This window comes from Nocardioides sp., from assembly GCF_036493135.1.
Classification (GTDB): Bacteria; Actinomycetota; Actinomycetes; order Propionibacteriales; family Nocardioidaceae; genus Nocardioides.
The window spans coordinates 70,113-92,658 of sequence record NZ_DASXQG010000047.1 but is presented as its reverse complement, the minus strand read 5'-3'; the positions used below and the strand labels follow the sequence as shown (position 1 = coordinate 92,658).

The window sequence follows — 22,546 nt, the reverse complement described above, 5'->3', positions numbered from 1 at the left end:
TCGGGTGGTCCGCACCGGAGCGTGCTCAACGCTCCGCGCGAGAGGCGACGATGCTTGGTGTTGGCGACGTAGCCCGTCATGCCGGGAGGTGTGGCCCTGGCCGGGCTCGAGCAGCTCAGTGGTTTACGTCTGCGGCGGCCCGCGTGATCTTGCCCCGCGTCCGGAATCTGGCTCCGGCCCCGTCGCGGACCTGTCACCAGGCTCGCAGCCGCACGACTATGACCCAGCCGCCAGCACGAAACCCCCGCGTCGGCTGAACCAAGCGGAAGGGGCCAGGAGATGAGATGGGGGCTCCACGTACCCGATGTCTACGACGAAGGCCGCACCCCATGGCACCTGGACGCGAGCAGTTCATCACGCTCCGGTCGGTCGTCGTCACGATGGCGGCTATCGAGGTGGCAAAGTCCCCACGGTCGACGTGGACCTCGTGGTCTTGGTGGTGGGCCATCTCAGAGACGCAAGTGTCGGCATGGTGCGCCTATGGCATGCAGAGGGCGCGACCGATCGGGTCTGCCCCTCCCCCGGCGGCGGTGCCCCGCTCCCAGGCGTCGACGCCCAGATCATCGGGCCCAGCTTCGGGCAGTGGCGCGACACCGCGGACGCCAGCGCACTGCCGCTGTAGTCGGGCAGTTGACCGTCACCCACGCGGTGCGCGCTCGGGCGGAATTAGGTCGCAGGTCCCTAGGCGATCCATGCACTGCAATAGGGCGCAAATCCGCGCCACGTGCGGAGAGGAGTTGAGCGGGATGCGAGTGTTCGTCGCAGGCGGGACCGGGGTCATCGGTCGGCGTCTGGTGCGGCAGCTGGTGGCGCGAGGACACCAGGTCACCGCGACCACGACCAGCAAGGAGCGGTTGGGGCTGATCACGAACCCGAACGTCGAGTGCGTGGTGATGAACGGCCTGGACGCCGCCATGGTCCACGACGTGGTGGCCGCGGCGCAGCCGGACTCCATCGTGAACCAGATGACGGGCCTGTCTGAAGCGCACGCCGGCAAACTGAACCCGAGGAGAACCGAACAGTTCTTCGCCGTCACCAACCGGCTGCGCAGCGAAGGGATCGATCATCTGCTGGCCGCGGCCCACGCGATCGGAGTCTCTCACGTGGTCTCGCAGAGCGCCGGCATCTTCAACGGGATCCGCGAGGGCGGATGGATCAAGACCGAGGACGAACCGTTGGAGGTCGTCGAAGGCACCAAAGCGCTCACACATCTCGAGGACGCGGTGGTCACGGCCGGCGGAGCGGCCCTGCGCTACGGCGCCCTGTACGGTGCGGAAGCCGACGCGGAGCAGGTCAAGCTCGTCCGCCGGCGTCTGGTGCCGCTGGTCGGGGGTGGCCGCGGATATTCGTCTCTGATCCACGTCGACGGCGCGGCCAGCGCCACCGTGCTGGCGGTCGAGCAGCGGGCTCGTGGCGTGTTCAACATCTGCGATGACGAGCCAGCCCCGTTCAGCGAGTGGCTCCCCTATCTCGCGCGGAATGCGCGGGGGCCAAGCCGCCCCGGCGGATGCCGGTGTGGCTGGCCCGTGTGCTAGCAGGCGACATGGTCGTGGGCATGATGACCCAGGGCCGTGGCTTCTACAACGCCAAGGCCAAGCGGGAGCTCGGCTGGGTCCTTCGCTATCCCTCCTGGCGCGAGGGCTTCCGCGACGAGCTGGCATGACGTGCAGCCCGTGGCGTCTTCCCGTACGCGATCAGGCACCTGGCCGGTTCGTCTTCGCAGGCCGCCGGCCAGACGATCGGCGGACGTGCCATAAGGCTGCCAGGGACGGTCCAGAGAGTCTTCCAACAGGACCCGACCCGACCCGGCCGCCCGTTTGGGCGACGACGGACCCCACCAGATGTGTCCAGCACCGCATCGTCCCGGTGAGCGTGCGCCGGAAATCCCTCACGAACCTTTGAGCCGCCTCCGGCGCGAACGCAGACGCAGCCGGCGCCGCGCTTCCCGCTGCACATCGGCCTCGACCCCGCGGTCCCGGCGAGCCCCCGCCACCGCGGCGACCGTAAGTCCGATCCCGAACAACACGAACACGACGATCATGAACCACGCCGATGCGCTCACAGCACTACTCGTACCCAATCGTGCCGTACTTCAAGCGGGCTCGAGGCAGGCAGCCATCAGACCCGTCACCATCCAAGGACGGAGGTGGATGCTGGTCCACCACCTCTCGGAGCCGCCGATCGCCCGCATCGCATGACCGCACCGAGTTGCGAGGGTGCCTTGAAGCGCCCCACGGTCGGTAGTCAACTTCTTCACCCAGCATGCCGTCACCCCAGGCGTCGGCTCTGCCGAGCCCCGCGTCGATCTCGGCCAGTCGGCGGCGGTAGGCCGCGCGGCCTTGGGCGTCGAGCCCCGCGAGGCCCGCCCGTTCGACGGTCTCCGCTCCACCAGCCAGACGAAGCGCCGTACAAGGACCGCAACGCCATCGAACGTTCCGTCAACGACCACAAGCAGTGGTGCGGACTGGCCACCCGCTACGACAAGCTCGCCATCCTCTACCGAGGAGGCGCGTCCTCCGACCGGTGAAGATCTGGCTACGACAATAGGGAGACACGCCTAGGCGGCTGGGGCGCTCACTCGCCGGTATCGGTGAGACCGCCTGAGGACCAGGGTGACTGGTGGAAGGGCGCCATCAGCGTCGTGGCCGGGTCCCTTGGGTCACCGTTCACGGGGTTCGGACGCTGGCGCGAAGCTGTGTCCAGCTTCGTGGCGGGAGGTCCAGTTCGGTGCTTCCGGACCGCGAGCGGTGGCGTGCTAGCGGGGTGAGCCGAACCGTGGCGGCGGTCTTGCGCTCGCGCGGGCCGCGGTCGTCGGATGGCAGGTGGTCGACCGAGCGGAGGGTCCAGTTCTCGAAGCCCGAGTGTAGAAGGTCCACGGTCATCTCCTGGGGGTATCGGTTGGTGAGGAACACCGCCACCTCTCCAGACATGGGGTCGTGGGTGGCCGCGACGTTCACCGCCGGCACATAGCCGTGCCGCCGGGTGGCGAGTTCAGGCCCGGCCGTCCTGGCGACCAGGCTGTTGCCTCGGGCGCTAGCCGCCACCTCCGCGAAGGGGTGGAAGGTAGGTTGGCGCCAAGCCGCACCGCCCGGCTCGGTCATGATCGGTGCGATCACGTTCACCAGCTGCGCGAGGCAGGCGATCTTCACCCGGTCCGCGTGGTTGACCAGCGTTGAGAGCAGGTCGCCGACGACCACCGCGTCGACCGTGGAGTACACGTCCTCGATCCGCGGCCCCGAAACGTCCACGGGCAGGTTCTCCACGCCTGGGAAGTGGCTCTGGTACCACACGTTCCACTCATCGAAGGCGATATGGATCCGGCGCTTTCGGCGCCGCCTGGCCGCGACGGCATCGATGGTGGCGACCACGCCGTCGATGTAGGAGTCCATGGCCGCCCCGGATGCCAGAAAGCTGTCCCGATCCCCGTCGTGCTCCTCGTAGTAGGCGTGCATGGACAGGTAGTCCACGTGGTCACCGGCTCCTTCGAGAACCGTCGCCTCCCAGGAACCGAACGTCGGCATCTGATGGGAGGAGCTGCCGCACGCCACCAGCTCAACGGTGGGGTCGACCCGTCGCATCGCCTGAGCGGCCTCGACGGCGAGGTCGGCGTACCGGTCGGCCGGCAGGTGGCCCTGCTGCCAGGGCCCGTCCATCTCGTTGCCCAGGCACCACAGCCGGACGCCATGAGGATCTGGCGCACCGTTGCCGCGGCGAAGGTCGGACCACTGCGTCCCCCCGGGTACGTTGCAGTACTCCACGAGCGCGGCCGCCTGCTGCACTCCTTTGGTGCCGAGGTTCACTGCGAGCATCGGCTCGAGCCCCAGCCGCGTGGTCCAGGCCAGGAAGTCGTCGGTGCCGACCTGGTTGGTCTCGACCGACCGCCAGGCCAGATCCAGGCGGCGAGGTCGACGTTCACGCGGACCGATGCCGTCGGTCCAGTCGTAGCCGGAGACGAAGTTTCCCCCAGGGTACCGGACCAGCGTGACACCCAGCTCGCCGACGAGCTCCGCGACATCGGTCCGGAACCCGTCCGCGTCGGCGGCCGGATGCCCCGGCTCGAAGATCCCGGTGTACACACAGCGGCCCATGTGCTCCACGAGGCACCCGAACAGGCGGCGGTCCACCGGGCCACGGTGATGATCGGGATCAATGATGACCAATACGCGATCGGGTCTGGTCACGCTCTCTCCTCACGACTATCAGCCAACCCGAACCAAGTGGTCCGACAGTCTCTGACTAGGTGATCGTGGTCGAGTCCAGGATCGACCGATCAGCAGGCAGCCGTACACCTCCGTCAGCGACGGCCGCGGCCCACTGCCCGGGCCACAGCGCGGCACTGGCAAATGGTGCGCGGGATCGGCCTCACCATCCGCGACCCTCGGACGGGGCCAACTGGGCCCGCCACGGGTACGCGGGTGGCGTCGGGCGGGGGCCGATGGCGACGAAACCAGTCTTGAGCGCCCTTTGCTCCGACCAGATGCTTCTGACCGGACACGAGAAACACCCGGTCGGTAGGTCGCCCGGGCGCTGCTCGTGGGGGGCGACTCAGGCGGCGTCTGTCTCCGCGAGTGTCGAGTAGCCGCTGGCGTCGCCCTGGATGACGCGGCTGGTCTCGCCGGCGATGTCGACGGGGACGTCGCCGGCGACGGTGATGCGGTTCATCAGGCGCGGGTGGTCGTCGTAGTCGGCGATGGCGTAGTGCTGGGTGGCTCGGTTGTCCCAGACAGCGATGTCACCGGGCTGCCAGGACCAGCGAACGGTGTTCTCCAAGCGGGTGATGTGGCGCTGAAGGAGGGCGAAGAGGTCCTGGGAGTCCTGGCTGGACAGGCCGGTGATCGAGCGGACGAAGTGGCCCAGCAGCAGTGAGGGCTCGTTGGTCTCGGGGTGGATGCGGACCAGCGGGTGCTCGATGAGGAACAGCAGGTGGGCGAACTCCTGGCGGTACCGCTCCTCGCGTACGTCGATCCCGCCGCGCTGGGGGTGCTCGCCGGCGTAGTCGTACTGGTTGCTGTGGATCGCGCGGAGGCCACTGACCAGCGACTTCGGGGCGGGGTGCAGTGTCTCATAGGCGCGGACCGTGTTCGCCCAGACCGTGGTGCCGCCGTACGGCGGGAGGGTCACCGCCCGCAGCACGCTGATCGCGGGGATCCTGTCGACGAAGGTGACGTCGGTGTGCCAGGAGTTCGCCTTGCCCTGCTCGGAGTCGATCGGGAGCACGGCCTTGCCGTCGCCCTTGACCGTCCGGTGGGGTGAGGTGACCTCGCCGAGCTGGGCGGCGAAGTGGTACTGGTCGGCGTCGGTAGCGTGGCCCTGACCGTGCAGGAAGACGACCTTGTGCTGCAGCAGGGCGTTGCGGAAGTCCCGGACCTGCGACGGGTCGAGGTCGGCTCCGATCTTCAGTCCCTCGGCGACGGCGCCGATGTGGCCGCCGACCTTGGTGACCTGGAGGGTGGTGCGGTCTTCGATCTTCAACATGGTGTGTTCCTTCCGTGGGGGTGGTGGTCAGGTGCGCCAGCGGGAGAAGCGGCGCTCGAGGGCGACCAGGGCGTAGTTCACGGCCAGGCCGAGGAGGGTGGTGGTGAGGATGGCGGCGTACATCTTGGGGATCAGGAAGTTCATCTGCGAGTAGTTGATGAGGAAGCCGAGACCCTCGGTGGCGCCGACGAGCTCGGCCGCGATCAGCACGAGGATCGCCGCGGCGCCGGAGATCCGGATACCGGTGAAGATCGTCGGGACGGCGGCCGGGAAGACCACCTTGCGGAACGTCGCCACCGGGCTGAGGCCGAGCACCTTCGCCGAGCGCAGCAGCTGCGGGTCGACCGTCGCGACGCCGCTGATCGTGCTGAGCAGGATCGGGAAGAAGCAGGCGTAGGTGACGATCGCGATCTTCGAGGTCTCGCCGATCCCGAGGATCAGGGTGAACGCCGGCAGCAAAGCCAGCGCTGCGGTGTTGCGGAAGGCCTCCAGGGGCGGGGTGAGGATCTCGCGCACCGGCCGGTACCACGCGATCGCGGCCCCCAAGGGGATCGCGACCACGGTGGCGATGGCGAAGCCGCTGGCCGAGCGCACCAGGCTGGCCTGCAGGTGCGTCCAAAGAGTGCCATCCCTCGCCATCTCCCACCACGCCTGGAGTACGACGTGCAGCGGCGGCAGGAAGTAGCTGTCGACCAGGCCGAGGCGCGGCACGTACTCCCAGATCAGCCCGAGGGCCGCGATGCCGAGGAATCCGCGGCCGAGCCGCTTCGTCCGGGTGACGTACGACGGCAAGCTGGTCGCGCGCGCCCACTGCCGCTGGCGCGGGTTGAGCCCGGACTCGGTGCGCTCGTCGAGCAGGGTGCTAGGCAACCGAAGCCACCTCCTCGTGCCGGGGGCGGGCAGGCCTCTCGCGCAGCAGGGTCCAGACCCGGTGGCGGTAGCGGGCGAACGCCTGCGTGCCACGGGGGTCCTCCTCCTGGTCGGCGCTGGAGCGGTCGAGGTGGATGTCGACCACCTCTCGGATCCGGCCCGGGTGGGCGCTCATCACGGCAACCCGCTGACCCAGGAAGATGGCCTCGTCGATGTCGTGGGTGATGAAGAGGACCGTCGTGCCCGTCCGCTTCCAGATCCCCAGCAGCTCCTCCTGGAGCCGCTCGCGGGTCTGCGCGTCCAGTGCGCCGAACGGTTCGTCCATCAGCAGCACCTCGGGCTTGCAGGACAGGCTGCGTGCGATCGCTACCCGCTGCATCATCCCGCCGGACAGCTCACCTGGCAGCCGCTGGGCGAACTCCTCGAGCCCGACCAGCCGCAGGTACTCCAGGGCGGTGCGGGCCCGCTCGGTCTTCGACATCCCGCCCTTGGCCTCGAGCGCGAGCTCGACGTTGCCCTGGGCGGTGCGCCACGGCAGCAGCGTGTACTGCTGGAAGACGATGCTCCGGTCGTGGCCCGGCCCGGTGATCCGGCGACCGTTGATGCTCACCGTGCCGTACGTCGGCTCCGCGAGGCCGCTGACCAAGTCGAGGATCGTCGACTTGCCGCAGCCCGACGGCCCGACCAGGGTGACGAACTCCCCGGCCTCGATGGCCAGGTCGACGCTCTCGAGAGCGACGAACTCGCGCCGGCTCCTGTCGGCGTCGTCCCTCACCTGGAACACCTGGCCGACGTCCTCGAGATCGATCCGTGCACTCATCGGTCAGCCCTTCTTCGCGAGGTCGTTGTAGTCGTTGGTGTAGACGTCGCTCGGCGAGATCTTCGACAGGTCGACGTCGCCGCGACCGGCCAGCCAGTCCAGCCACAGCGAGATGTCGCTGTCAGAGATCGCGGCGGTCTTCGCCGAGGCAACGCCGGTGCTGCCGCCCCAGTTCTGGTCGACGGCCTCCACGTCGTCGGAGTAGCCGTTGTCCTCCAGCCACGCGTCATAGATCTTCAGGACCTGGTCGCGGCCGTGCGACTCGATGTAGCGCACCGCCTTGGCCACGCCGGTGACGAGCTGCTCGGAGGTCTGCGGGTTCTGCTTCAGGAAGTCGTCGGTCATCACCACGCCGCCGCCGTTGTAGGGACCGACGACGTCGGTGTCCCTGACGAGGGTCTGCAGCTTCACGCCGGTCGACTCGGTCGCCTTGATCTGACCGCTGCCGATGTCCGCCGCGTCGACCTGGTGCTTCTCCAGCGCCTGCACCGTGTTCAGCGGCGGCAGCGGGACGAGCGTGACCTGCTTGATCTCGTCGTCGGACAGGCCGCTCTTCTGCAGCCAGGTGTCGATCACGGCCTCTGCGTTGGCGCCGAGCGTGTTCACCGCGACCTTCTTGCCGACCAGGTCGGCCGCGTCCTTGATCGACGACCCCGCGAGCGTCACGATCCCCGAGCTGATCGTGTCGTTCGAGCCGTATGTCGACGCCACGGCCTTGATCGGCGCGCCGGTGGCGACCAGCTGCGCGATCGACCCGAAGAAGCACGACGAGCTGATGTCGATCTGGTGGCTGGTCAGCGCCTGGACGCTCTGCGGACCGCCGGTGACGTCGCCGACCTTCTTCAGGGTCAGGCCGTCGAGGTAACCGAGGGCGTCGGCGAGCTGGAGCGGGTCGACGTTGCCGGCGTAGGTCTGGTAGCGGATCGTGGTGACCTCGCCAGCGGAGTTCTCGCGGGCGGACGCCGACCCGCAGGCCGCGAGTACGCCGACGGCGAGCACCGCGACGAGCCCGGCGGTCAACCGATGCCGGGCAGGGGTGAGGAGGACGTGCATGAGTGGCTCCCGATGTGTCGTTTGGACTGGCGGTAGGTGGGTCAGGCAGAGGCGACCGCGGCCGGCTGCTCCGCGACGTACTGGCTCTCGGGGCGGGACAGGCCGTAGTGGTCGCGGAGCGTGGTGCCCGCGTACTCATGCCGGAAGAGTCCGCGCTCCTGGAGGATCGGCACGACCTTGGCGGTGAAGTCGTCGAGGAGCTGCGGGTAGAGAGGCGGCATCACGTTGAAGCCGTCCGCCGCGCCGTTCTCGAACCAGCGCTGCATGGTGTCTGCGATCTGTACCGGGGTGCCGTGGACGACGTGGTGGCCGCGTCCGCCGGCGAGCCGGTGCAGGAGCTGACGCAGGGTCGGGTGGTCGCGCTCGACGATGTTCGCGACCACCTGCTTGCGGCTGCGGTCGTTGTCGAGCACGCTGCCCGCGCCACCGAAGATCTCGGTCGGCACCCGCTCGTCGAGCTCGAGGTGACGCAGCGAGACGCCGGCGAACTTCTCGAGCTGGTTGAGGCCGTACTCGGGGACGGTGAGGGAGTTGAAGTAGTGGAACTTCTCCTCGGCCTCGGCGTCGGTGTCGCCGATGAACGGGCTGATGCCCGGGAGGATCAGCACCTCGTCGGGGTTGCGCCCGAAGCCGCGGGACTGGGACTTGATGTCAGCGTAGAACGCCTGGGCGTCCTCGAGCATCTGGTGAGCGGTGAAGATCGCCTCGGCGTTGCGCGCGGCGAAAGCGCGGCCGTGGTCGGAGGACCCGGCCTGGATGTGCAGCGGACGCCCCTGCGGTGACCGCGGCGCGCTGAACGGACCGCGCACCTGGAGGAACCGCCCGTGGTGGTCGATCCGGTGGACCTTATCCTCGATCGTGTGGACTCCGGACGTCCGGTCCGCGATCACCGCGTCGTCCTCCCAGCTGTCCCAGAGCCTGTCGACGACGTCGACGAACTCCTGCGCCCGCGCGTACCGCTCCTCATTTTCCGGCACGTCGGACAGGCCGAAGTTGTGGGCGGCGTCGGTGCTGAACGTCGTGACGATGTTCCAGCCTGCGCGGCCGCCGGAGATCTGGTCGAGCGAGGCGAAGAGACGGGCCAGGTTGTACGGCTCGTAGAACGTCGTCGACGCGGTGGCGATCAGGCCGATCCGCTTCGTGGCCGTGGCCAGCGCGGTCAGGAGCGTGATCGGCTCGAACTGGTTGCTGGGACGATGGCCGGTGCCCCACCAGGCCGGTCCGTCGGCGAGGAAGACCGCGTCGAGCTTGGCGTCCTCGGCCTTGCGGGTGACGTTCTGCCACCAGGTGACCTCGCCGATCTGCTCGACCGATGACTGGGGGTGACGCCACGACGCCTCGTGGTGGCCGGTGTCGTGCAGGAAGGCGTTGAGTCGGAGCTGACGGCCCATGTGTTCTGTGCCTCTCGTGTCGCAACTGGATTTAGTCACTCAAGTTACTAGACTTTCATGGAGACTCAAGGAACCACGCTGAGAAACCAACGAGAGGCAGACCACATGAAGCCCACCAGGACGGCGGTCGTTGTCGGCAACCCGAAGCCGAACAGCCGCACCCTCGCCGCGACGATCCACCTCACCCGGGAGCTCTCCGGGCACGATCCCGAGCTGGTGGTCGACCTCGCGACCCTGGGCGCCGAGTTGCTCGACTGGTCGTCGCCCGAGGTCGCCGGCCTGGTCGCCCGGGTGGGCCACACCGACCTCGTGGTGTTCGGGTCGCCGACGTACAAGGGCGCCTACACCGGCCTGCTCAAGCTCTTCCTCGACCGCTTCGAGGCCGGCCGCGGGCTGCGCGGGATCGCCGTACCGCTGATGCTCGGCGCGAGCCCCGCGCACTCTCTGGCACCGGAGCTCACCCTGCGACCGGTGCTCACCGAGATCGGCGGGACCGTGCCGGGTCGTGGTCTGTACGTCGTCGACAACCGCTTCCAGGACCCCGCGGCGTACGACGGGTGGCTGGCCGCGACGCGGCCCGTCGTCCGCAGCCTGCTCGAGGCGCGCGAGGGGGCCGTGGCGTGACGTCGATCCAGACCGGGCTGGAGACCAACCAGGACCTCGATCCCCGACGGCTGCGGGACGCCTTCGGCATCTTCCCCAGCGGCGTGGTCGCGCTGGCGGCGAACGTCGACGGCCGACCGATCGGCCTGGCCGCCTCGTCGTTCACATCGGTGAGCCTCGACCCGCCGCTGGTCTCGATCTCGGTGGCCCGGTCGTCGAAGACGTGGCCCGACCTGCGTCGCAGCCCCCATCTCGGGGTGACGATCCTGGCCGAGCACCACGGCGAGGTGTGCCGCCAGCTCGCCGGGCCGGTCGACGAACGGTTCGACCATCTCGGTGTTACGGCCTCGGACGACGGGGCCCTCACCCTCGACGAGGGTCTGGCGCGGTTCGACTGCACGATCTACCGCGAGGTCGAGGCCGGCGACCACGTGATCGTGCTGCTCCAGCTGCACGCCGTGCAGCACTCCGTCGGCCAGCCACTGGTCTTCCACCGCAGCACCTTCGGGCGCCTCGCCGGTTAAGCCGGCAGCCGGCGCGCGCTCGGTAGCCGTGCAACCACCACGGGCCACCAGACCAGTTCCTGAGGAGATATCCACGCCGTTGCTGAAGCAACCCAGCGTCATGGTTGCACCAGTCGTGACATCGATCGGGGGCGGTGAGGCCACCGGAGTTGACATGATGCTGCTCATAAGCCTGGGCCTGGGTGTCTACGTGCTCACCAGACCGAACGTCGCCTTAAGCACTTCCTAGCGTCGTCAGTGCCCAAGCGTTCACACGCAACGGGTGGGCCGTCCCGTCGAGGCCCGCGCGAAGCAACCTCCCCCAAGTTGCCGGCCCCTGGCTGGACGTGCCCTGAGCTTTGGAATGGCGGGCGAGCTGCCGGGTACGAACTTTGTACCGTCGCACTGGGGGAGCGGCGGTGCGAACAGCCCGCCTGGCGGCCTTGACCGGACAAACGGGGGGCCAGTGCGGGGCCTTCGATGAGGCGATGCCCCGGCGGGCCGAGAGCCGGGGCATCGTCATGTCCACGTCACTCGACGGCTTAGGGGACGGAAACGACGCAACGCCCGCCGGTGCAGAACCGGCGGGCGTTGTCCATCCCCGGAAACGTCCGGCTCGGGACGGACCTCGCCTAGTACGACAGGTGTCCGCCCGCGTGGATCTGGAGCTGGAACACCTTGGGCGGCTTGTTCTGGTTGCACCCGATGAATTCTGCGTGCAGCCGGTACTTGCCGCTGCCGGACACCTGGCTGTACCTGCCGGTACCACCGACTGCCGTCCAGGTGCCTTGCTCGGCGAAGGTGCCGTAGCAGGTGCGCTTGTCGAAGTGGTGGGTGCCGGCCACCCGCTTGTGCCGGATCTTCACCGATCCCTTGGGGAAGACGAACCGGTCGGTGTGGCCGTTGATCTCCTTGTCGGTGCCCTTGGCGTGGATCGGGCCGAATCCCAGCACCGGGCCACCGGGCTTGACTGCGTTGTTGCTCAAGGCCAGGAACCGCTGGTGCCCCGCTGCTCTACCGGTGTCGTGGCCTCCTGTCGCGACGGCGGACGGGACGCTCAGCAACGCTGCAGTCAGCGCCAGTACCAGGGCGAGAAGACGCACACGTGTGTTCATGGGACTACCTCTCGGTTCCTCTCAATGAGGCCCTAATGGCCCGGTCAACCCGGGTCTCTCCCGACCCACGATTCGCCCGAACGCCCGGGGTTTCGTCCCCCAGATCGGGGAGCAGGGATTCATCCCCTTCCGGGTGTAACGCTCACACCCAGGTTTGGGGTGATGCTCAATTGATCGGCGGAGCGCCCGGTCGATTGGTCACGCATTTCCTGGCCCCCGCGCACACCCGAAGGGAAACGCACTCTCGTGCCGCTGTCCGGCACTGGCGGCATTGCGTTCCGCTCATGCCGCTGACAGCGTGCGCGACTCTGCCGATGAGCGGCTTGGCGTCTGCACCCCAGCGGCGATCGAGTTGAGTCAGGGTGGGTATGGAACGTCGTCCCCGCCCGCGCCGTCCGAGACCCGTGCACAGGTTTCCGTCGTCCGCGGCGGTGGCGATCTGCACGACTGTCCTCGTGACAGCCGTCCTCGCCAGCGGCTGCGGTGCGTCCAACCGCGATGCTGCCGCCACCTGGGATCTGGCAACCGGCCAGGGCCTCAACGCTGACACCACCAACTTCACCGCCCATGTGACCCGCCTCGGCTGCAACGGCGGTGTGACTGGCGGTGTCAACGCCCCCACCATCGAAGTCAGGGACGACGAGATCGTCATCACGTTCACCGTGAGTCCCGGCGAACCGTCATCCGCGACATGTCAGGGAAACAATCAGGTCCCCTATGAAGTCAAGCTGCCCTCGGCACTTGGGAACCGGGACCTCGTCGACGGCGGATGCGCCGGCGACGCCGCTAGCACTGCACCATGCCAGCCAAGCGGCGTCCGCTTTACACCACTCAGCACCATCGGCGCCCCGTTGCGGCCGTCTCCTCATGGCGCCTGGTCGTGCGCGGATCTGCCGATGTGCGGTCGCGTCGATAACGCAGTGGAGTGATCTCGGCCTCATCGCGACAATGGCTCATGCGCTTGTCGGCCAACTAGGCAGGTTGCCGAGGATCCCGCAAGGAGGGTGCGCCTCATGAGCGAGCAGTTCTACTCGGATGCGAGGTTGTACGACCGGTTGTTCCCCGGAGGCGAGCAGGCCGTCGACTTCTACAGGGCCGAGGCCGATCGGCAAGGCGGGTGTGTCTTGGAACTCGGGTGTGGCACCGGACACAAGCTGATCCCGATCGCGTCCGACCGGCATCCGTGCATGGGCCTGGAGCTCTCGCCGGACATACTTGCCGAGGCTCAGCGCAAGGCGGACGAGCGCGGCGTGGAGGTGGAGTGGGTGCAGGGCGACATGCGCGAGTTCGACCTGGGCCGAACATTCGACTTTCGTGTTCATCGCGGCCACATTGCTCCATCTGCATGAGGCTGAGGACTTGGTGGACTGCTTCCGGTCGGTGCGAAGGCACCTGGCGCCCGGAGCACGGCTCATCTTCGACGTGTTCAACCCGAGCGTGCGCACGCTTGCCCAGGCCGACGGCGTTCGAAGCAGGCGCGGCGCGTTGTCGTTCGTGGATCCCCATCGTGGCGTAGTGCACGTCGATGTCGCGGAGACCTACGACGCGGCCGCGCAAGTGACTCGCGGGAGGTGGTATTTCTCGACCGATTCCGAGGCCGACTTCGTTGTCGCGCCGCTTGAGACCAGGAGCATCTTCCCCCAGGAGTTGCCGGTGCTGCTCTCGCTCGGAGGTCTGGGGGTTGGTGAAGGCTTCGGCGACTGGTCCCGTGGGCCACTCACCGCAGATGCGGCGCTCCAACTCTACGTCTGCGAACCGGACTGAACCGAGAGTCGGCAGGCCTTTCGGCTCAGGTCATCCTCCAGGCACGCGCATCTGCCGCAGATAGCGTGCGCGCTGCGGCCATCCGGTCATGGGTCTGCTGCACGAACGGGTGACAGTTCGGGTTACGCCGCCTGGGCGGCGGTCGGGCTCATGACCAACTCGTATTCGACCGGGGTCAAGTGTCCGAGAGCGGCCTGCCGTCGGCGTCGGTGGTAGATCCGTTTGATCCAGGTCACGATCGCGATCCGCAGCTCCTCGCGAGTGGCCCAGGTACGTCGGTCGAGGACGTTCTTCTGCAGCAACGAGAAGAACGACTCCATGGCTGCGTTGTCACCCGCGGCGCCGACCTTGCCCATCGATCCGACCATGGTGTGGCGGTTGAGGGCGTGGACGAACTTCCTGGACCCGAACTGCGACCCGCGGTCGCTGTGCAGCACGCAGCCGGCGACCTCGGCACCATCGGCGTGACGCCGAACGGCCGCGTTGCCGAGCGCAGCCACGGCCAGGCGTGACTTCATCCGTGAGTCGATGGAGTAGCCGACGATGCGGTTGGAGTAGACGTCCTTGATCGCAGAAGTAGAGCTTCCCCTCACTCGTCCGGTGCTCGGTGATGTCGGCCAGCCACAGCCGGTTCGGGGCATCGGCGGTGAAGTCGTCTTCGACCAGGTCGTCGTGGACCGGCGGCCCGGGCAGTTTGCCTTCCCGGCCGCGCCTCTTCCCGAACGCCGACCAGCCCAGCTGCGAGCAGAGCTTCCAGGCGGTCCGCTCGGCCATCGGCTCACCCGCGATCCGGGCCTCGTCGACCAGGAACCGGTAGCCGAACTCGGGGTCGTCGCGGTGGGCGACGAACAGCGCGTTGGCGCGGTAGGCCGCGGTCAGCTCGGGGTCGGTGACGGGTTCCGCGAGCCAGCGGTAGTAGGGCTGGCGGGCGATCTTTCAGCACCCGACACGTCACCGTGACGGGGATCCCGTCGGCGGCCAGCTCGCGGACGAGCGGGTACCTCATTTTCCCGGCAGATGCGCCTGCGACAGGTAGGCGGCCGCGCGGGGCAGGACCTCGTTCTCCTGCTCGAGCAGCTTGATCCGCTTGTTCGCCTCACGCAGCGCGTCGGACTCGCTGCTGGGCCGGAACCCGCTCGAAGCCCGTGACGAGTTGCGTTCGTCGATGGTCAGCCAACGCTTCAGACACGACGCAGATATCCCGAAGTCCTTCGCGACCTGAGCCATCGAGACGTCTGAGTCCCGGTAGACCCGGATCACGTCCTCACGGAACTCCTGGGGAACGGTTTCGGCACGGTGCACATCCTCGCAACGCCGACACACATCGACGCGGATCAGGTGTCACCTATCCGTGCAGCAGACCCTGGTGGGGTTCCCGCAGGTTTGTCAGAGTTTCTTCGACCGCAGTTGCAGCGCGTTGGCGATGACGCTGACCGACGACAGGGCCATGGCTGCGGCGGCGACCATGGGCGACAGGAGCCAACCGAGGGCGGGGTAGAGGACGCCGGCTGCGAGGGGGATGCCGGCTGTGTTGTACCCGAAGGCGAGCCAGAGCCCTCGTCGGGTGTTGGCCATGACCGCGCGGGAGAGACCACGGGCGTCGGCGATGCCGTTGAGGTCGCCGCGAAGGAGGGTGACGCCGGCGGACTCCATGGCGACGTCGGTGCCGGTGCCCATGGCGATGCCGACATCCGCGGCGGCCAGCGCTGGCGCGTCGTTGACACCGTCGCCGACCATCGCCACGACGCGTCCCTCGTTTCGCAGGCGGGTGACGACGTCGGCCTTGTGGTCGGGGAGCACCTCGGCTTCGACGTGGTCGATGCCGAGGTCGCGGCCCACGGCTTCGGCGGTGAGCCGGTTGTCGCCGGTGAGCATGACGACGGTGATGCCTTCGTCGCGTAGCTGCTGGAGTGCGGCGGGGGTGGTGTCCTTGACGGGGTCGGCGATGGCGAGGAGGCCGGCGGCTTGTGCGTCGACGGCCATGAGAATGACGGTCGCGCCGTCTGCGCGGAGCCGGTCTGCTTGGCCGGTGAGGGCGGTGGTGTCGATGTTGTTGCTGGTGAGGAAGTCGGAGTTGCCGAGGAGGACGGTGTGGCCCTCGACGACGCCTTGGACGCCGCGGCCGACGGGTGAGTCGAAGTCGGTGACGTCGGGGATGGGGATGTCGCGGTCTTGGGCAGCGGTCACGATGGCGTGAGCCAGGGGGTGTTCGGAGGCGCGTTCGACGCCGGCTGCGAACCGCAGGATGTCGTGCTCGTCAAGGTTGGTGCCTTCGGCGGCGACGATGGCGGTGATGGCTGGCTTGCCTTCGGTGAGGGTGCCGGTCTTGTCGAGGACGACGGTGTCGACCCTTTCCATTTGCTCCAGGACGGCGGCGTTCTTGATGAGGACCCCCATCTGGGCTCCGCGTCCGACGCCGACCATGATGGACATTGGTGTGGCGAGGCCCAGGGCACACGGGCAGGCGATGATGAGGACGCTGACGGCCACGACAAGGGCGTGTGCGAGCCGCGGGTCGGGGCCGACGAGGGCCCAGATGATGAACGCGAGCGCGGCGATACCGATGACGGCGGGCACGAACACGGCAGCGACCCGATCGACGGTGCGCTGGATGGGGGCGCGGGAGCGTTGCGCTTGGGCAACCATGGCGACGATGCGGGCCAGCGTCGTGTCGCGGCCGACTCGTTCGGCACGCATGACGAACCCACCGGTGATGTTGATGGTGCCCCCGATGGCGGCATCGCCCGGATTCTTCGTGACGGGCATCGATTCACCTGTGACCAGGGACTCATCGACGGACGATCTGCCTTCTTCCACGGTGCCGTCGACGGGGACCTTCTCGCCGGGTCGTACGCGCAGCAGGTCGTCGATCTGGATCTGGTCGAGGGCCACTTCTTCGTCGGTCCCGTCCGGACGGACTCGGCGGGCGGTCTTCGGGGATAGGTCGAGGAGCGCCTTGAGGGCGCCTGAGGTCTGTTCGCGGGCACGGAGCTCGAGGACCTGACCGAGGAGCACGAGGGTGGTGATGACGGCGGCGGCTTCGAAGTACACGTCGACGACGCCGTCCATGCGGAACGCTTCGGGGAAGATGCCGGGCGCGACGGTGGCGATGACGCTGAACAGCCAGGCGACCCCGGTGCCCATCGCGATAAGCGTGAACATGTTGAGGTTGCGGGTTTTCACCGACGTCCAGCCGCGGACGAAGAACGGCCAGCCGGCCCACAAGACCACCGGGGTCGCCAGTGCGAGCTGGAGCCAGGTCGATGCTGACTCGGACACGGCGTCGTGCAGGGGTGCGATGAGGTCGCGGCCCATGCTGAGGATGACGACGGGGATGGAAAGGGCGACGCTGACCCAGAAGCGGGCTGTCATGTCCCGCAGCTCTTCGGACGGGCCGGTGTCGGCTGTGACCATGACGGGTTCAAGGGCCATCCCGCAGATGGGGCAGGTGCCGGGCCCGGCCCGCCGGATCTCGGGGTGCATCGGGCACGTCCACTCAGCGACCTCGCCGTCCGGGACAGCCTGGCCGCCGACGGGCTGGTGACCCTGCGAGGCGTGGTCGCTGTCCGCACTCGCGGCGTAGCGGTCGGGCTCGGACTCGAAGGTGGACCGACACCCGGCGGAGCAGAAGTAGAGCGCCTGGCCCTCGCGGACGGTCAAGTGTTCGGTAGTGGCTGGGTCGACGTCCATCCCGCACACCGGGTCCTTCACCGTGCGCGTGGCCTGTGTGTGCTGTTCGCGGGCGTGGCTGGCCATGGCTCAAATATACCCCACAGGGGTATAGCCGGAGACGTCGCCAGGCACTCCCACCTCTGGAGGCCGCCCCGTCTCGCCGGTCTGACGCGCATACCGCAACCCCATCCGCCACTGGCCCGCTCCGCGGGACCATCCATTTGTAGTGAACGTCGTCGTAGCGGCGATAGCGTCGCCGCGGAGTCCTGCTGGAGGACCAACCGCGGGAGTGTGCATGAACACGCTTGGATCTCAGGGGTTACGAATCGCCGCCAGCACGGGCAAGGTGCAGCGCTTTGCCACTGGCTCTCGGCTGCTACCCACCGTGAAGGTTCCCCAACTGCAGAATGGCTCGAGAGGCACGAGCGGCTGCTGTGACCTCTGGGTCGATGACAAAGAGGTCACCGGGCCGGCATCGACCGCTCAATCACGGGGCCAAGGCGTCTCCTCGAAGGCAGGCCTGCGGCGCGATGTCGGCAGACATTCTGCTGACAACGAGCCAGAACCGGGCCCGTGGTAACCCGAGAACTGTGCTTTGACCTGCACCTTCACTGGTAGCGGGGGCGGGATTTGAACCCGCGACCTCTGGGTTATGAGCCCAGCGAGCTACCGAACTGCTCCACCCCGCGTCGTCGACTCGCACTCTACGGGAGGGCGATGGGGCCGTTCAAATCGGGGCGGGAGTCATTACTTCAGCAGGTTCAGGGCCTTGGCGACCTCGACGCGTGCCCGGTGGCTGAGGCGCACCCACTCGGCACCCTTGCCCTCGGCGAGCGCCTGGTCGGCGGCGGCGAAGTCGGCCTGCGCCCTCTCGAGGAGCGCGTGGGCCTTGGCCATCGCGCCCTTGACCTGATGGTGGGGGCCACCGTTGTTGCCGTTGCCGTTGCCGGTGTCGGGCGGTGGGGTGGTGCCGGTCATGTCGGTGATGGCGTCGACGAGGGTGTCCCCGATCCCGACCCTCGTGCCGTAGGACACCATCACGTACCGCAGCGTGAGGTACGACGACGACGAGGTCTGTTGCCGGGTCGCGTACACCGGTACGACGTACATCAGGCCGGACCCGAGCGGCACCGACACCACGTTGCCGTACTGCGGCGTCGCGTCGCCCAGCCGGAACGACTGGGTCTTGCGGGTGATCTGAGGGTCGGAGACCAGCTGGCTGTAGGCCTGAGCGGGGCCCGGCAGGTTGTCGCTGAGCGGCTCCTCGACGGTGATCGTCCCGTAGTCCGCCGTCGTCGGGTCGGAGGCGGCGGTGACGAAACCGGCCAGGTTGGTCTTGTTGTTCGGCACGTAGCTCGACGTCAGGGACCAGGTCTCGTCCCCGGTCGCCGGGTCGGGCGTGAACATCCGGATCGGCGCCTGGTTCTGTTCCTTGGCGACGGCGTCGGGCGAGACCTGCCATTGGAGGTTGGCGTTGAAGAAGTCGTTGGCATCGGTCACGTGGTAGCGGGCGTACTGGAAGCGCTGCACCTTGAACATGTCCTCGGGGTAGCGAAGGTGCGGCAGCAGGTCGCTCGGGATCTGGTCCCGGTCGAGCACCGTGCCGGGGAACGCGCTCCGCCACGCCTGCAGGATCGGGTCGGTGTCGTCCCAGGCGTAGAGCGTGACCTTGCCGGTGTAGGCGTCGACGGTCGCCTTGACGGCGTTACGGATGTAGTTGATCTGGTCGGTCGGCAGAGTCCGAACGCCGGGCGACCTGTTGACCACGTCGCTGGTCATGTCCGAGAACGAGTCGCGCTCGGACTGCGGGTACTGGTCGGTGGTCGTGTAGCCGTCGAGCACCCACAGGATGTGCCCGCCCTCCACCACCGGGTAGACGTCGCCGTCCAGGGTCAGCCACGGCGCGACCTTCTCGACCCGCTGGGTCGGGTTGCGGTAGTACAGCACCCGGCTGTCGGGCCCGACCCGCGACGACAGCAGGAAGTTCGCGTCGCCGAACTTGATCGCGTACATCAGCTTGTGGAAGAAGCCGCCGACGCCCACCCCGCCCCCACCGTCGTACGTCGTGCGGTCCTGCGCGCCGTTCGAGTTGAGGTCGATCTCGCTGTCCTGCGCACCGGGGGCCTTGCCGACGATCGAGTAGCTGGGGCTGCCTTCGCCGAAGTAGATCCCGTTCTCGAAGGGGCCGGTCGCCTTCTCCAGCGAGTCCTGTCCGGGGTCCTGCCCCTGCGCCCACTGGATCTGCTGGCTCTCCGCGGAGTTGTCCGGCGGTCGTTGGTTGCCGAACGCCGCGATGACCCCGCTGCCGTGGGTGTAGATGGTGTGCAGGTTGGACCAGTTCTGGTCGGTGCTGTTGATGCCACCCTGGTCGAGCTCGCGGGCGCCGATCACCACGGCACGGTCGACGTTGTCGATCGGGTAGTGATCGACATCGAGCACCGGCCCCACGCCGTAGTAGCCGTAGACCGCCTGGGTCTGCTGGAACGCACCGGCGATCAACGACGGGTCGACCACCGGCACCGATGTCGTCTGGTCGATCAGGGTCTGCACGCTGGCCGGGGTCGCCGGTGCGGCCTTCTGCTTGACCTGCTTGATCGAGCTCAGGTCGTAGGCCCTGCGCGTCGCGTCGATGTTCGAGCTGATGTACGACGCCTCCTTGTCCTGCCGGTTGGGATCGACCTGGAAGTGCTGGACGAACGCCGGCCAGATCAGCCCGAGCAGGATCGAGGTCACCACGAGCAGGGAGATGCCGACCCCGGGCAGCAGCCAGATGCGCCGCCAGGCGGTCACGAAGAACAGCAGGGCGCAGATCAGCGCCACCCCGATCAGGATGTTCCGCGCCGGCAGCAGGGTGTGCTGGTCGGTGTAGCCCATGCCGGTCGCCACCGATCCCGACCCGGTCACCAGATCGAAGCGGTCGAGGTAGTAGCCGACGGCTTTGGCCAGCAACGCCAGCCCCCCGAGGATCGACAGCTGGATCGTCGCCGTGGTCGACATCCGGTCGTTGGTGGCCTGGAGCCGGATGCCGCCGTACAGGTAGTGGACGACGATCGCGGTGAGCGCCGACAGCACCAGCACCGCGATCACGAACCCGACCACGAAGTGCAGCCAGGGCAGCGTGAAGACGTAGAAGCCGACGTCCTTGTGGAAGTAGGGGTCGGCGGTGTGGAACGACTCGCGGTTGGCCCAGAGCAGGAACCCGCGCCACTTGCCGTTGGCCGCGACCCCTCCGAACAGCCCGATCACGCCGGCCACCGAGACCAGGAGCAGGGTGCGGATCGGGGCGACGGCGTCGCGATAGCGATCGAGCCCGGTCTGCTCCGGGGAGTCGGGGCGGTGGAACGGTCGCGCCCGGTAGGCGATGACCATGTTCGCCGCGACGCTGAGCGCCATCAGGAGCCCGAACCCGAAGAACAGCCCGATCCGGGTCCACAGCATCTTGTCGTAGACGTTGGCGTAGCCCACCGAGCCGTACCAGAGCCGGTCGGTGTAGATCGAGGCGAACAGCGTGACCAGGAAGAACGCGATGATCAGGCCGAGCAGCGAGAACAACAGGATCCGCGCCCGGCGCGACCGTCGCGGAGGGAAGTCGTCGAACTCCTCCTCCAAGGCGTCACTCATCGCTGGGGCTCCTCGGGGCGGTCGGGGCGGACGGGGCGGTTGTCGGGGTGGTCGTCCAGGGTGGCTTGCACCAGAGTCAACAGGCCCGGCACAAGGTCGGGTCCGGTCAGCACCGACTCGTCCTCATCGTGCGCGCGCAGCCGAAGGGCACAGTACGACGCGCCTGTGCGCGTCGCGGCGGCCACGATCCGCACCTCCTGCCGATCCGGGTGCTCCGAGGCGTACGCCGCAGCCAGGCCGGATTGATCGGGCACCTGCGCCTCGACGTCGGGCGGCAGCACCACCCGCTCGACCAGGGCGGCGCAGCCGTGGACCGTCTCAGGCCAGGTGATGGCGGTCAGCTGCTCCTCGAGAGGGCGCTCGGGGGCGAGTCCCTCCTGCTCGATCGGCGTGAGCGGGGCGTCGCCGAGGTTGTCGGCCAGGTGCGGTTCGCGTGCTACCAGCCCCGCGGTCTCGACCAGGGCGAAGAGCCGAGCCGGCTGGTCCCAGCCGGCCTCCGCCGCGTGCCGCTCGATCTCGAGCACGGCATGCGCGAGGCCCTCATCCGGGCTCGGGTCCGGGCTCGTGTCGGGGCTCGTGTCGGGGCTCAATGCTTCGCCTTGTCGGACGCGGTGCACTGGGGCAGCGCTGCATCGTGGTTCTTGCCCCACGCGGTCACCTCGGCGATCGCGTCCTTGAGGGTGGCCGCCTTGGCCAGGCGCATCGACCCGTGGTCGCTGGTGAGGGCGTCGGGGCAGTTGGCCGGAGGCACCAGGAAGAGCTGCGCGCCGTCCTGCCTGGCTCCGACGATCTTCTGCTGGATGCCGCCGATCTCGCCCACCCGGCCACCGGCGGCACTGATCGTGCCGGTGCCCGCGACCGCTCCCCCGGACGTCAGGGATCCCGGCGTGAGGGTGTCGTAGATCGAGAGCGCGAACATCAGGCCGGCGCTCGGACCGCCGATCGAGTCGCTGATGTGCACCGAGACCTTGAACGGGAACGTGTAGCCGATGCCGAGGGTGACCCCGATCAGCCGGGTTCCGTCCTTGGTGGTCGGCGTGATCCGCACCGTGACCGGCTTGCCCTTGCGCTCCACCGTCATCGGGACCGTGTCCCCGGCCGGGACGTCGTGGATCAGCTTGCCCAGGTCGGTCGCGGCGGTCACCTTGGTGCCGTTGAACCGTTTGATGACGTCGCGTACCTCGAGCTTGCCGTCGGCGGGCATCGTGGGCGTGACGCTGAGGATCTCGAGCACCGGGTTCACCTGATAGCCGAGCTGCCGCAACGCGGCCGCGATCGCGGAGTCCTGGGAGCCGATCATCTCGACCTGCCCCTCCTGGGTGTCCTGCTGCTGCGACCCGCCTCCGCCGTACTGGATCGCGTAGGGGTAGATCGCCCTGTCCCGGGAGAACCACGTGCGGAGGAGCGTGAGGAGGTCGAGCCTGGCGTTGCGCTGCGTCACCGAGACCGTGGTCATCCGCAGCTCGCCGTCGTCGCGGTAGGTGGGGTGTCCCTGGACCTCGATGATCGGTTTCCCGTCGTTGTCGCCGAGGACGTTGATGGTCGGGCCGGGTGAGTAGGTGACGAACGGAAGGGGGGTGACGGCGGTGTAGATCCCGAGCGCTACGAACAGCGGCACGGCCAGCAGAGCGGCCAGGGTGCGCTGCGTCATGCGGGAAA

At 68.1% G+C, this 22,546-nt stretch carries 19 protein-coding genes, 1 tRNA gene and 1 pseudogene; 7 read left to right on the top strand and 14 right to left on the bottom strand.

What is annotated here, in order from left to right; genetic code table 11:
* Nucleotides 1-469: 469 nt before the first annotated feature.
* Together VGJ24_RS08430 and VGJ24_RS08425 are read left to right on the top strand one after the other, a co-directional pair.
* Entirely contained in the window at nucleotides 470-622 is a 153-nt protein-coding gene (locus tag VGJ24_RS08430; RefSeq protein WP_331500083.1) for a hypothetical protein, read from the top strand.
* A 70-nt stretch (nucleotides 623-692) separates the two neighbouring features.
* On the top strand, nucleotides 693-1,535 hold the full coding sequence (locus VGJ24_RS08425) for an NAD(P)-dependent oxidoreductase (protein ID WP_331500082.1): 843 nt from the start codon (nucleotides 693-695) through the stop codon (nucleotides 1,533-1,535).
* Nucleotides 1,536-1,888: 353 nt separating this feature from the next.
* On the opposite strand, the gene VGJ24_RS08420 is transcribed toward VGJ24_RS08425, so the two are convergent.
* The 7 genes from VGJ24_RS08420 to VGJ24_RS08390 all read right to left on the bottom strand — a co-directional run bounded on the left by VGJ24_RS08420 (nucleotide 1,889) and on the right by VGJ24_RS08390 (nucleotide 9,609).
* Nucleotides 1,889-2,062, bottom strand: coding sequence for a hypothetical protein (locus VGJ24_RS08420; RefSeq protein WP_331500081.1), 174 nt, complete (start codon nucleotides 2,060-2,062; stop codon nucleotides 1,889-1,891).
* Nucleotides 2,063-2,666: 604 nt separating this feature from the next.
* The gene (locus tag VGJ24_RS08415; RefSeq protein ID WP_331500080.1) at nucleotides 2,667-4,124 is read right to left on the bottom strand and encodes an alpha-N-arabinofuranosidase; all 1,458 of its coding nucleotides are present in this window, start codon (nucleotides 4,122-4,124) and stop codon (nucleotides 2,667-2,669) included.
* 421 nt (nucleotides 4,125-4,545) lie between these two features.
* Nucleotides 4,546-5,475: a TauD/TfdA family dioxygenase gene (locus tag VGJ24_RS08410; RefSeq protein ID WP_331500079.1), complete on the bottom strand. Its 930-nt coding sequence runs from the start codon at nucleotides 5,473-5,475 to the stop codon at nucleotides 4,546-4,548.
* Between the two features lie 27 nt (nucleotides 5,476-5,502).
* Nucleotides 5,503-6,345, bottom strand: coding sequence for an ABC transporter permease (locus tag VGJ24_RS08405; RefSeq protein WP_331500078.1), 843 nt, complete (start codon nucleotides 6,343-6,345; stop codon nucleotides 5,503-5,505).
* The gene (locus VGJ24_RS08400) at nucleotides 6,338-7,165 is read right to left on the bottom strand and encodes an ABC transporter ATP-binding protein (RefSeq protein ID WP_331500077.1); all 828 of its coding nucleotides are present in this window, start codon (nucleotides 7,163-7,165) and stop codon (nucleotides 6,338-6,340) included. The genes VGJ24_RS08405 and VGJ24_RS08400 overlap by 8 nt, the downstream gene beginning before the upstream one ends.
* Nucleotides 7,166-7,168: 3 nt before the next feature.
* Nucleotides 7,169-8,218: an ABC transporter substrate-binding protein gene (locus VGJ24_RS08395; RefSeq protein WP_331500076.1), complete on the bottom strand. Its 1,050-nt coding sequence runs from the start codon at nucleotides 8,216-8,218 to the stop codon at nucleotides 7,169-7,171.
* 41 nt (nucleotides 8,219-8,259) lie between these two features.
* Complete coding sequence (locus VGJ24_RS08390; protein ID WP_331500075.1) at nucleotides 8,260-9,609, bottom strand: LLM class flavin-dependent oxidoreductase; 1,350 nt, start codon at nucleotides 9,607-9,609, stop codon at nucleotides 8,260-8,262.
* Between the two features lie 105 nt (nucleotides 9,610-9,714).
* Between VGJ24_RS08390 and VGJ24_RS08385 the strand changes: the two genes are divergently transcribed.
* Nucleotides 9,715-10,233, top strand: a complete 519-nt coding sequence (locus tag VGJ24_RS08385; protein WP_331500074.1) for an NAD(P)H-dependent oxidoreductase — start codon at nucleotides 9,715-9,717, stop codon at nucleotides 10,231-10,233.
* Nucleotides 10,230-10,736 carry a flavin reductase family protein gene (locus VGJ24_RS08380; protein WP_331500073.1) on the top strand — a complete coding sequence of 169 codons (507 nt, stop codon included), beginning with the start codon at nucleotides 10,230-10,232 and terminating at the stop codon, nucleotides 10,734-10,736. Before VGJ24_RS08385 ends, VGJ24_RS08380 begins: the two co-directional genes overlap by 4 nt.
* Nucleotides 10,737-11,347: 611 nt before the next feature.
* Here the strand turns inward: VGJ24_RS08380 and VGJ24_RS08375 are convergent.
* On the bottom strand, nucleotides 11,348-11,830 hold the full coding sequence (locus tag VGJ24_RS08375) for a hypothetical protein (RefSeq protein WP_331500072.1): 483 nt from the start codon (nucleotides 11,828-11,830) through the stop codon (nucleotides 11,348-11,350).
* Between the two features lie 455 nt (nucleotides 11,831-12,285).
* On the opposite strand from VGJ24_RS08375, the gene VGJ24_RS08370 reads away from it, so the two are divergent.
* The 3 genes from VGJ24_RS08370 to VGJ24_RS08360 all read left to right on the top strand — a co-directional run bounded on the left by VGJ24_RS08370 (nucleotide 12,286) and on the right by VGJ24_RS08360 (nucleotide 13,594).
* Nucleotides 12,286-12,759, top strand: coding sequence for a hypothetical protein (locus VGJ24_RS08370; protein ID WP_331500070.1), 474 nt, complete (start codon nucleotides 12,286-12,288; stop codon nucleotides 12,757-12,759).
* Nucleotides 12,760-12,843: 84 nt separating this feature from the next.
* Complete coding sequence (locus VGJ24_RS08365; RefSeq protein ID WP_331500068.1) at nucleotides 12,844-13,179, top strand: class I SAM-dependent methyltransferase; 336 nt, start codon at nucleotides 12,844-12,846, stop codon at nucleotides 13,177-13,179.
* The gene (locus tag VGJ24_RS08360) at nucleotides 13,145-13,594 is read left to right on the top strand and encodes a hypothetical protein (protein WP_331500067.1); all 450 of its coding nucleotides are present in this window, start codon (nucleotides 13,145-13,147) and stop codon (nucleotides 13,592-13,594) included. The genes VGJ24_RS08365 and VGJ24_RS08360 overlap by 35 nt, the downstream gene beginning before the upstream one ends.
* 122 nt (nucleotides 13,595-13,716) lie before the next feature.
* Here the strand turns inward: VGJ24_RS08360 and VGJ24_RS08355 are convergent.
* The 6 genes and pseudogenes from VGJ24_RS08355 to VGJ24_RS08330 all read right to left on the bottom strand — a co-directional run bounded on the left by VGJ24_RS08355 (nucleotide 13,717) and on the right by VGJ24_RS08330 (nucleotide 22,538).
* Nucleotides 13,717-14,889 (bottom strand): annotated as a pseudogene (locus VGJ24_RS08355) (IS3 family transposase).
* A 91-nt stretch (nucleotides 14,890-14,980) separates the two neighbouring features.
* Nucleotides 14,981-17,350 (bottom strand): heavy metal translocating P-type ATPase, encoded by a 2,370-nt coding sequence (locus VGJ24_RS08350; protein ID WP_331500066.1) that lies wholly within the window; start codon nucleotides 17,348-17,350, stop codon nucleotides 14,981-14,983.
* 528 nt (nucleotides 17,351-17,878) lie between these two features.
* A tRNA-Met gene (locus tag VGJ24_RS08345) sits at nucleotides 17,879-17,955 on the bottom strand.
* Nucleotides 17,956-18,013: 58 nt separating this feature from the next.
* Nucleotides 18,014-20,887, bottom strand: coding sequence for a UPF0182 family protein (locus tag VGJ24_RS08340; RefSeq protein ID WP_331500065.1), 2,874 nt, complete (start codon nucleotides 20,885-20,887; stop codon nucleotides 18,014-18,016).
* On the bottom strand, nucleotides 20,884-21,477 hold the full coding sequence (locus VGJ24_RS08335) for a PPA1309 family protein (RefSeq protein WP_331500064.1): 594 nt from the start codon (nucleotides 21,475-21,477) through the stop codon (nucleotides 20,884-20,886). Before VGJ24_RS08335 ends, VGJ24_RS08340 begins: the two co-directional genes overlap by 4 nt.
* Nucleotides 21,474-22,538 (bottom strand): YlbL family protein, encoded by a 1,065-nt coding sequence (locus VGJ24_RS08330; protein ID WP_331500063.1) that lies wholly within the window; start codon nucleotides 22,536-22,538, stop codon nucleotides 21,474-21,476. The genes VGJ24_RS08335 and VGJ24_RS08330 overlap by 4 nt, the downstream gene beginning before the upstream one ends.
* Nucleotides 22,539-22,546: the final 8 nt, after the last annotated feature.

Excerpts from the sequence above, each read along its gene's own strand:
- VGJ24_RS08430 (WP_331500083.1), top strand. The coding sequence starts at position 470 with ATGGTGCGCCTATGGCATGCAGAGGGCGCGACCGATCGGGTCTGCCCC.
- VGJ24_RS08425 (WP_331500082.1), top strand. The coding sequence starts at position 693 with ATGCACTGCAATAGGGCGCAAATCCGCGCCACGTGCGGAGAGGAGTTG.
- VGJ24_RS08410 (WP_331500079.1), bottom strand. The coding sequence starts at position 5,475 with ATGTTGAAGATCGAAGACCGCACCACCCTCCAGGTCACCAAGGTCGGC.
- VGJ24_RS08400 (WP_331500077.1), bottom strand. The coding sequence starts at position 7,165 with ATGAGTGCACGGATCGATCTCGAGGACGTCGGCCAGGTGTTCCAGGTG.
- VGJ24_RS08395 (WP_331500076.1), bottom strand. The coding sequence starts at position 8,218 with ATGCACGTCCTCCTCACCCCTGCCCGGCATCGGTTGACCGCCGGGCTC.
- VGJ24_RS08390 (WP_331500075.1), bottom strand. The coding sequence starts at position 9,609 with ATGGGCCGTCAGCTCCGACTCAACGCCTTCCTGCACGACACCGGCCAC.
- VGJ24_RS08385 (WP_331500074.1), top strand. The coding sequence starts at position 9,715 with ATGAAGCCCACCAGGACGGCGGTCGTTGTCGGCAACCCGAAGCCGAAC.
- VGJ24_RS08375 (WP_331500072.1), bottom strand. The coding sequence starts at position 11,830 with ATGAACACACGTGTGCGTCTTCTCGCCCTGGTACTGGCGCTGACTGCA.
- VGJ24_RS08365 (WP_331500068.1), top strand. The coding sequence starts at position 12,844 with ATGAGCGAGCAGTTCTACTCGGATGCGAGGTTGTACGACCGGTTGTTC.
- VGJ24_RS08350 (WP_331500066.1), bottom strand. The coding sequence starts at position 17,350 with ATGGCCAGCCACGCCCGCGAACAGCACACACAGGCCACGCGCACGGTG.
- VGJ24_RS08340 (WP_331500065.1), bottom strand. The coding sequence starts at position 20,887 with ATGAGTGACGCCTTGGAGGAGGAGTTCGACGACTTCCCTCCGCGACGG.
- VGJ24_RS08330 (WP_331500063.1), bottom strand. The coding sequence starts at position 22,538 with ATGACGCAGCGCACCCTGGCCGCTCTGCTGGCCGTGCCGCTGTTCGTA.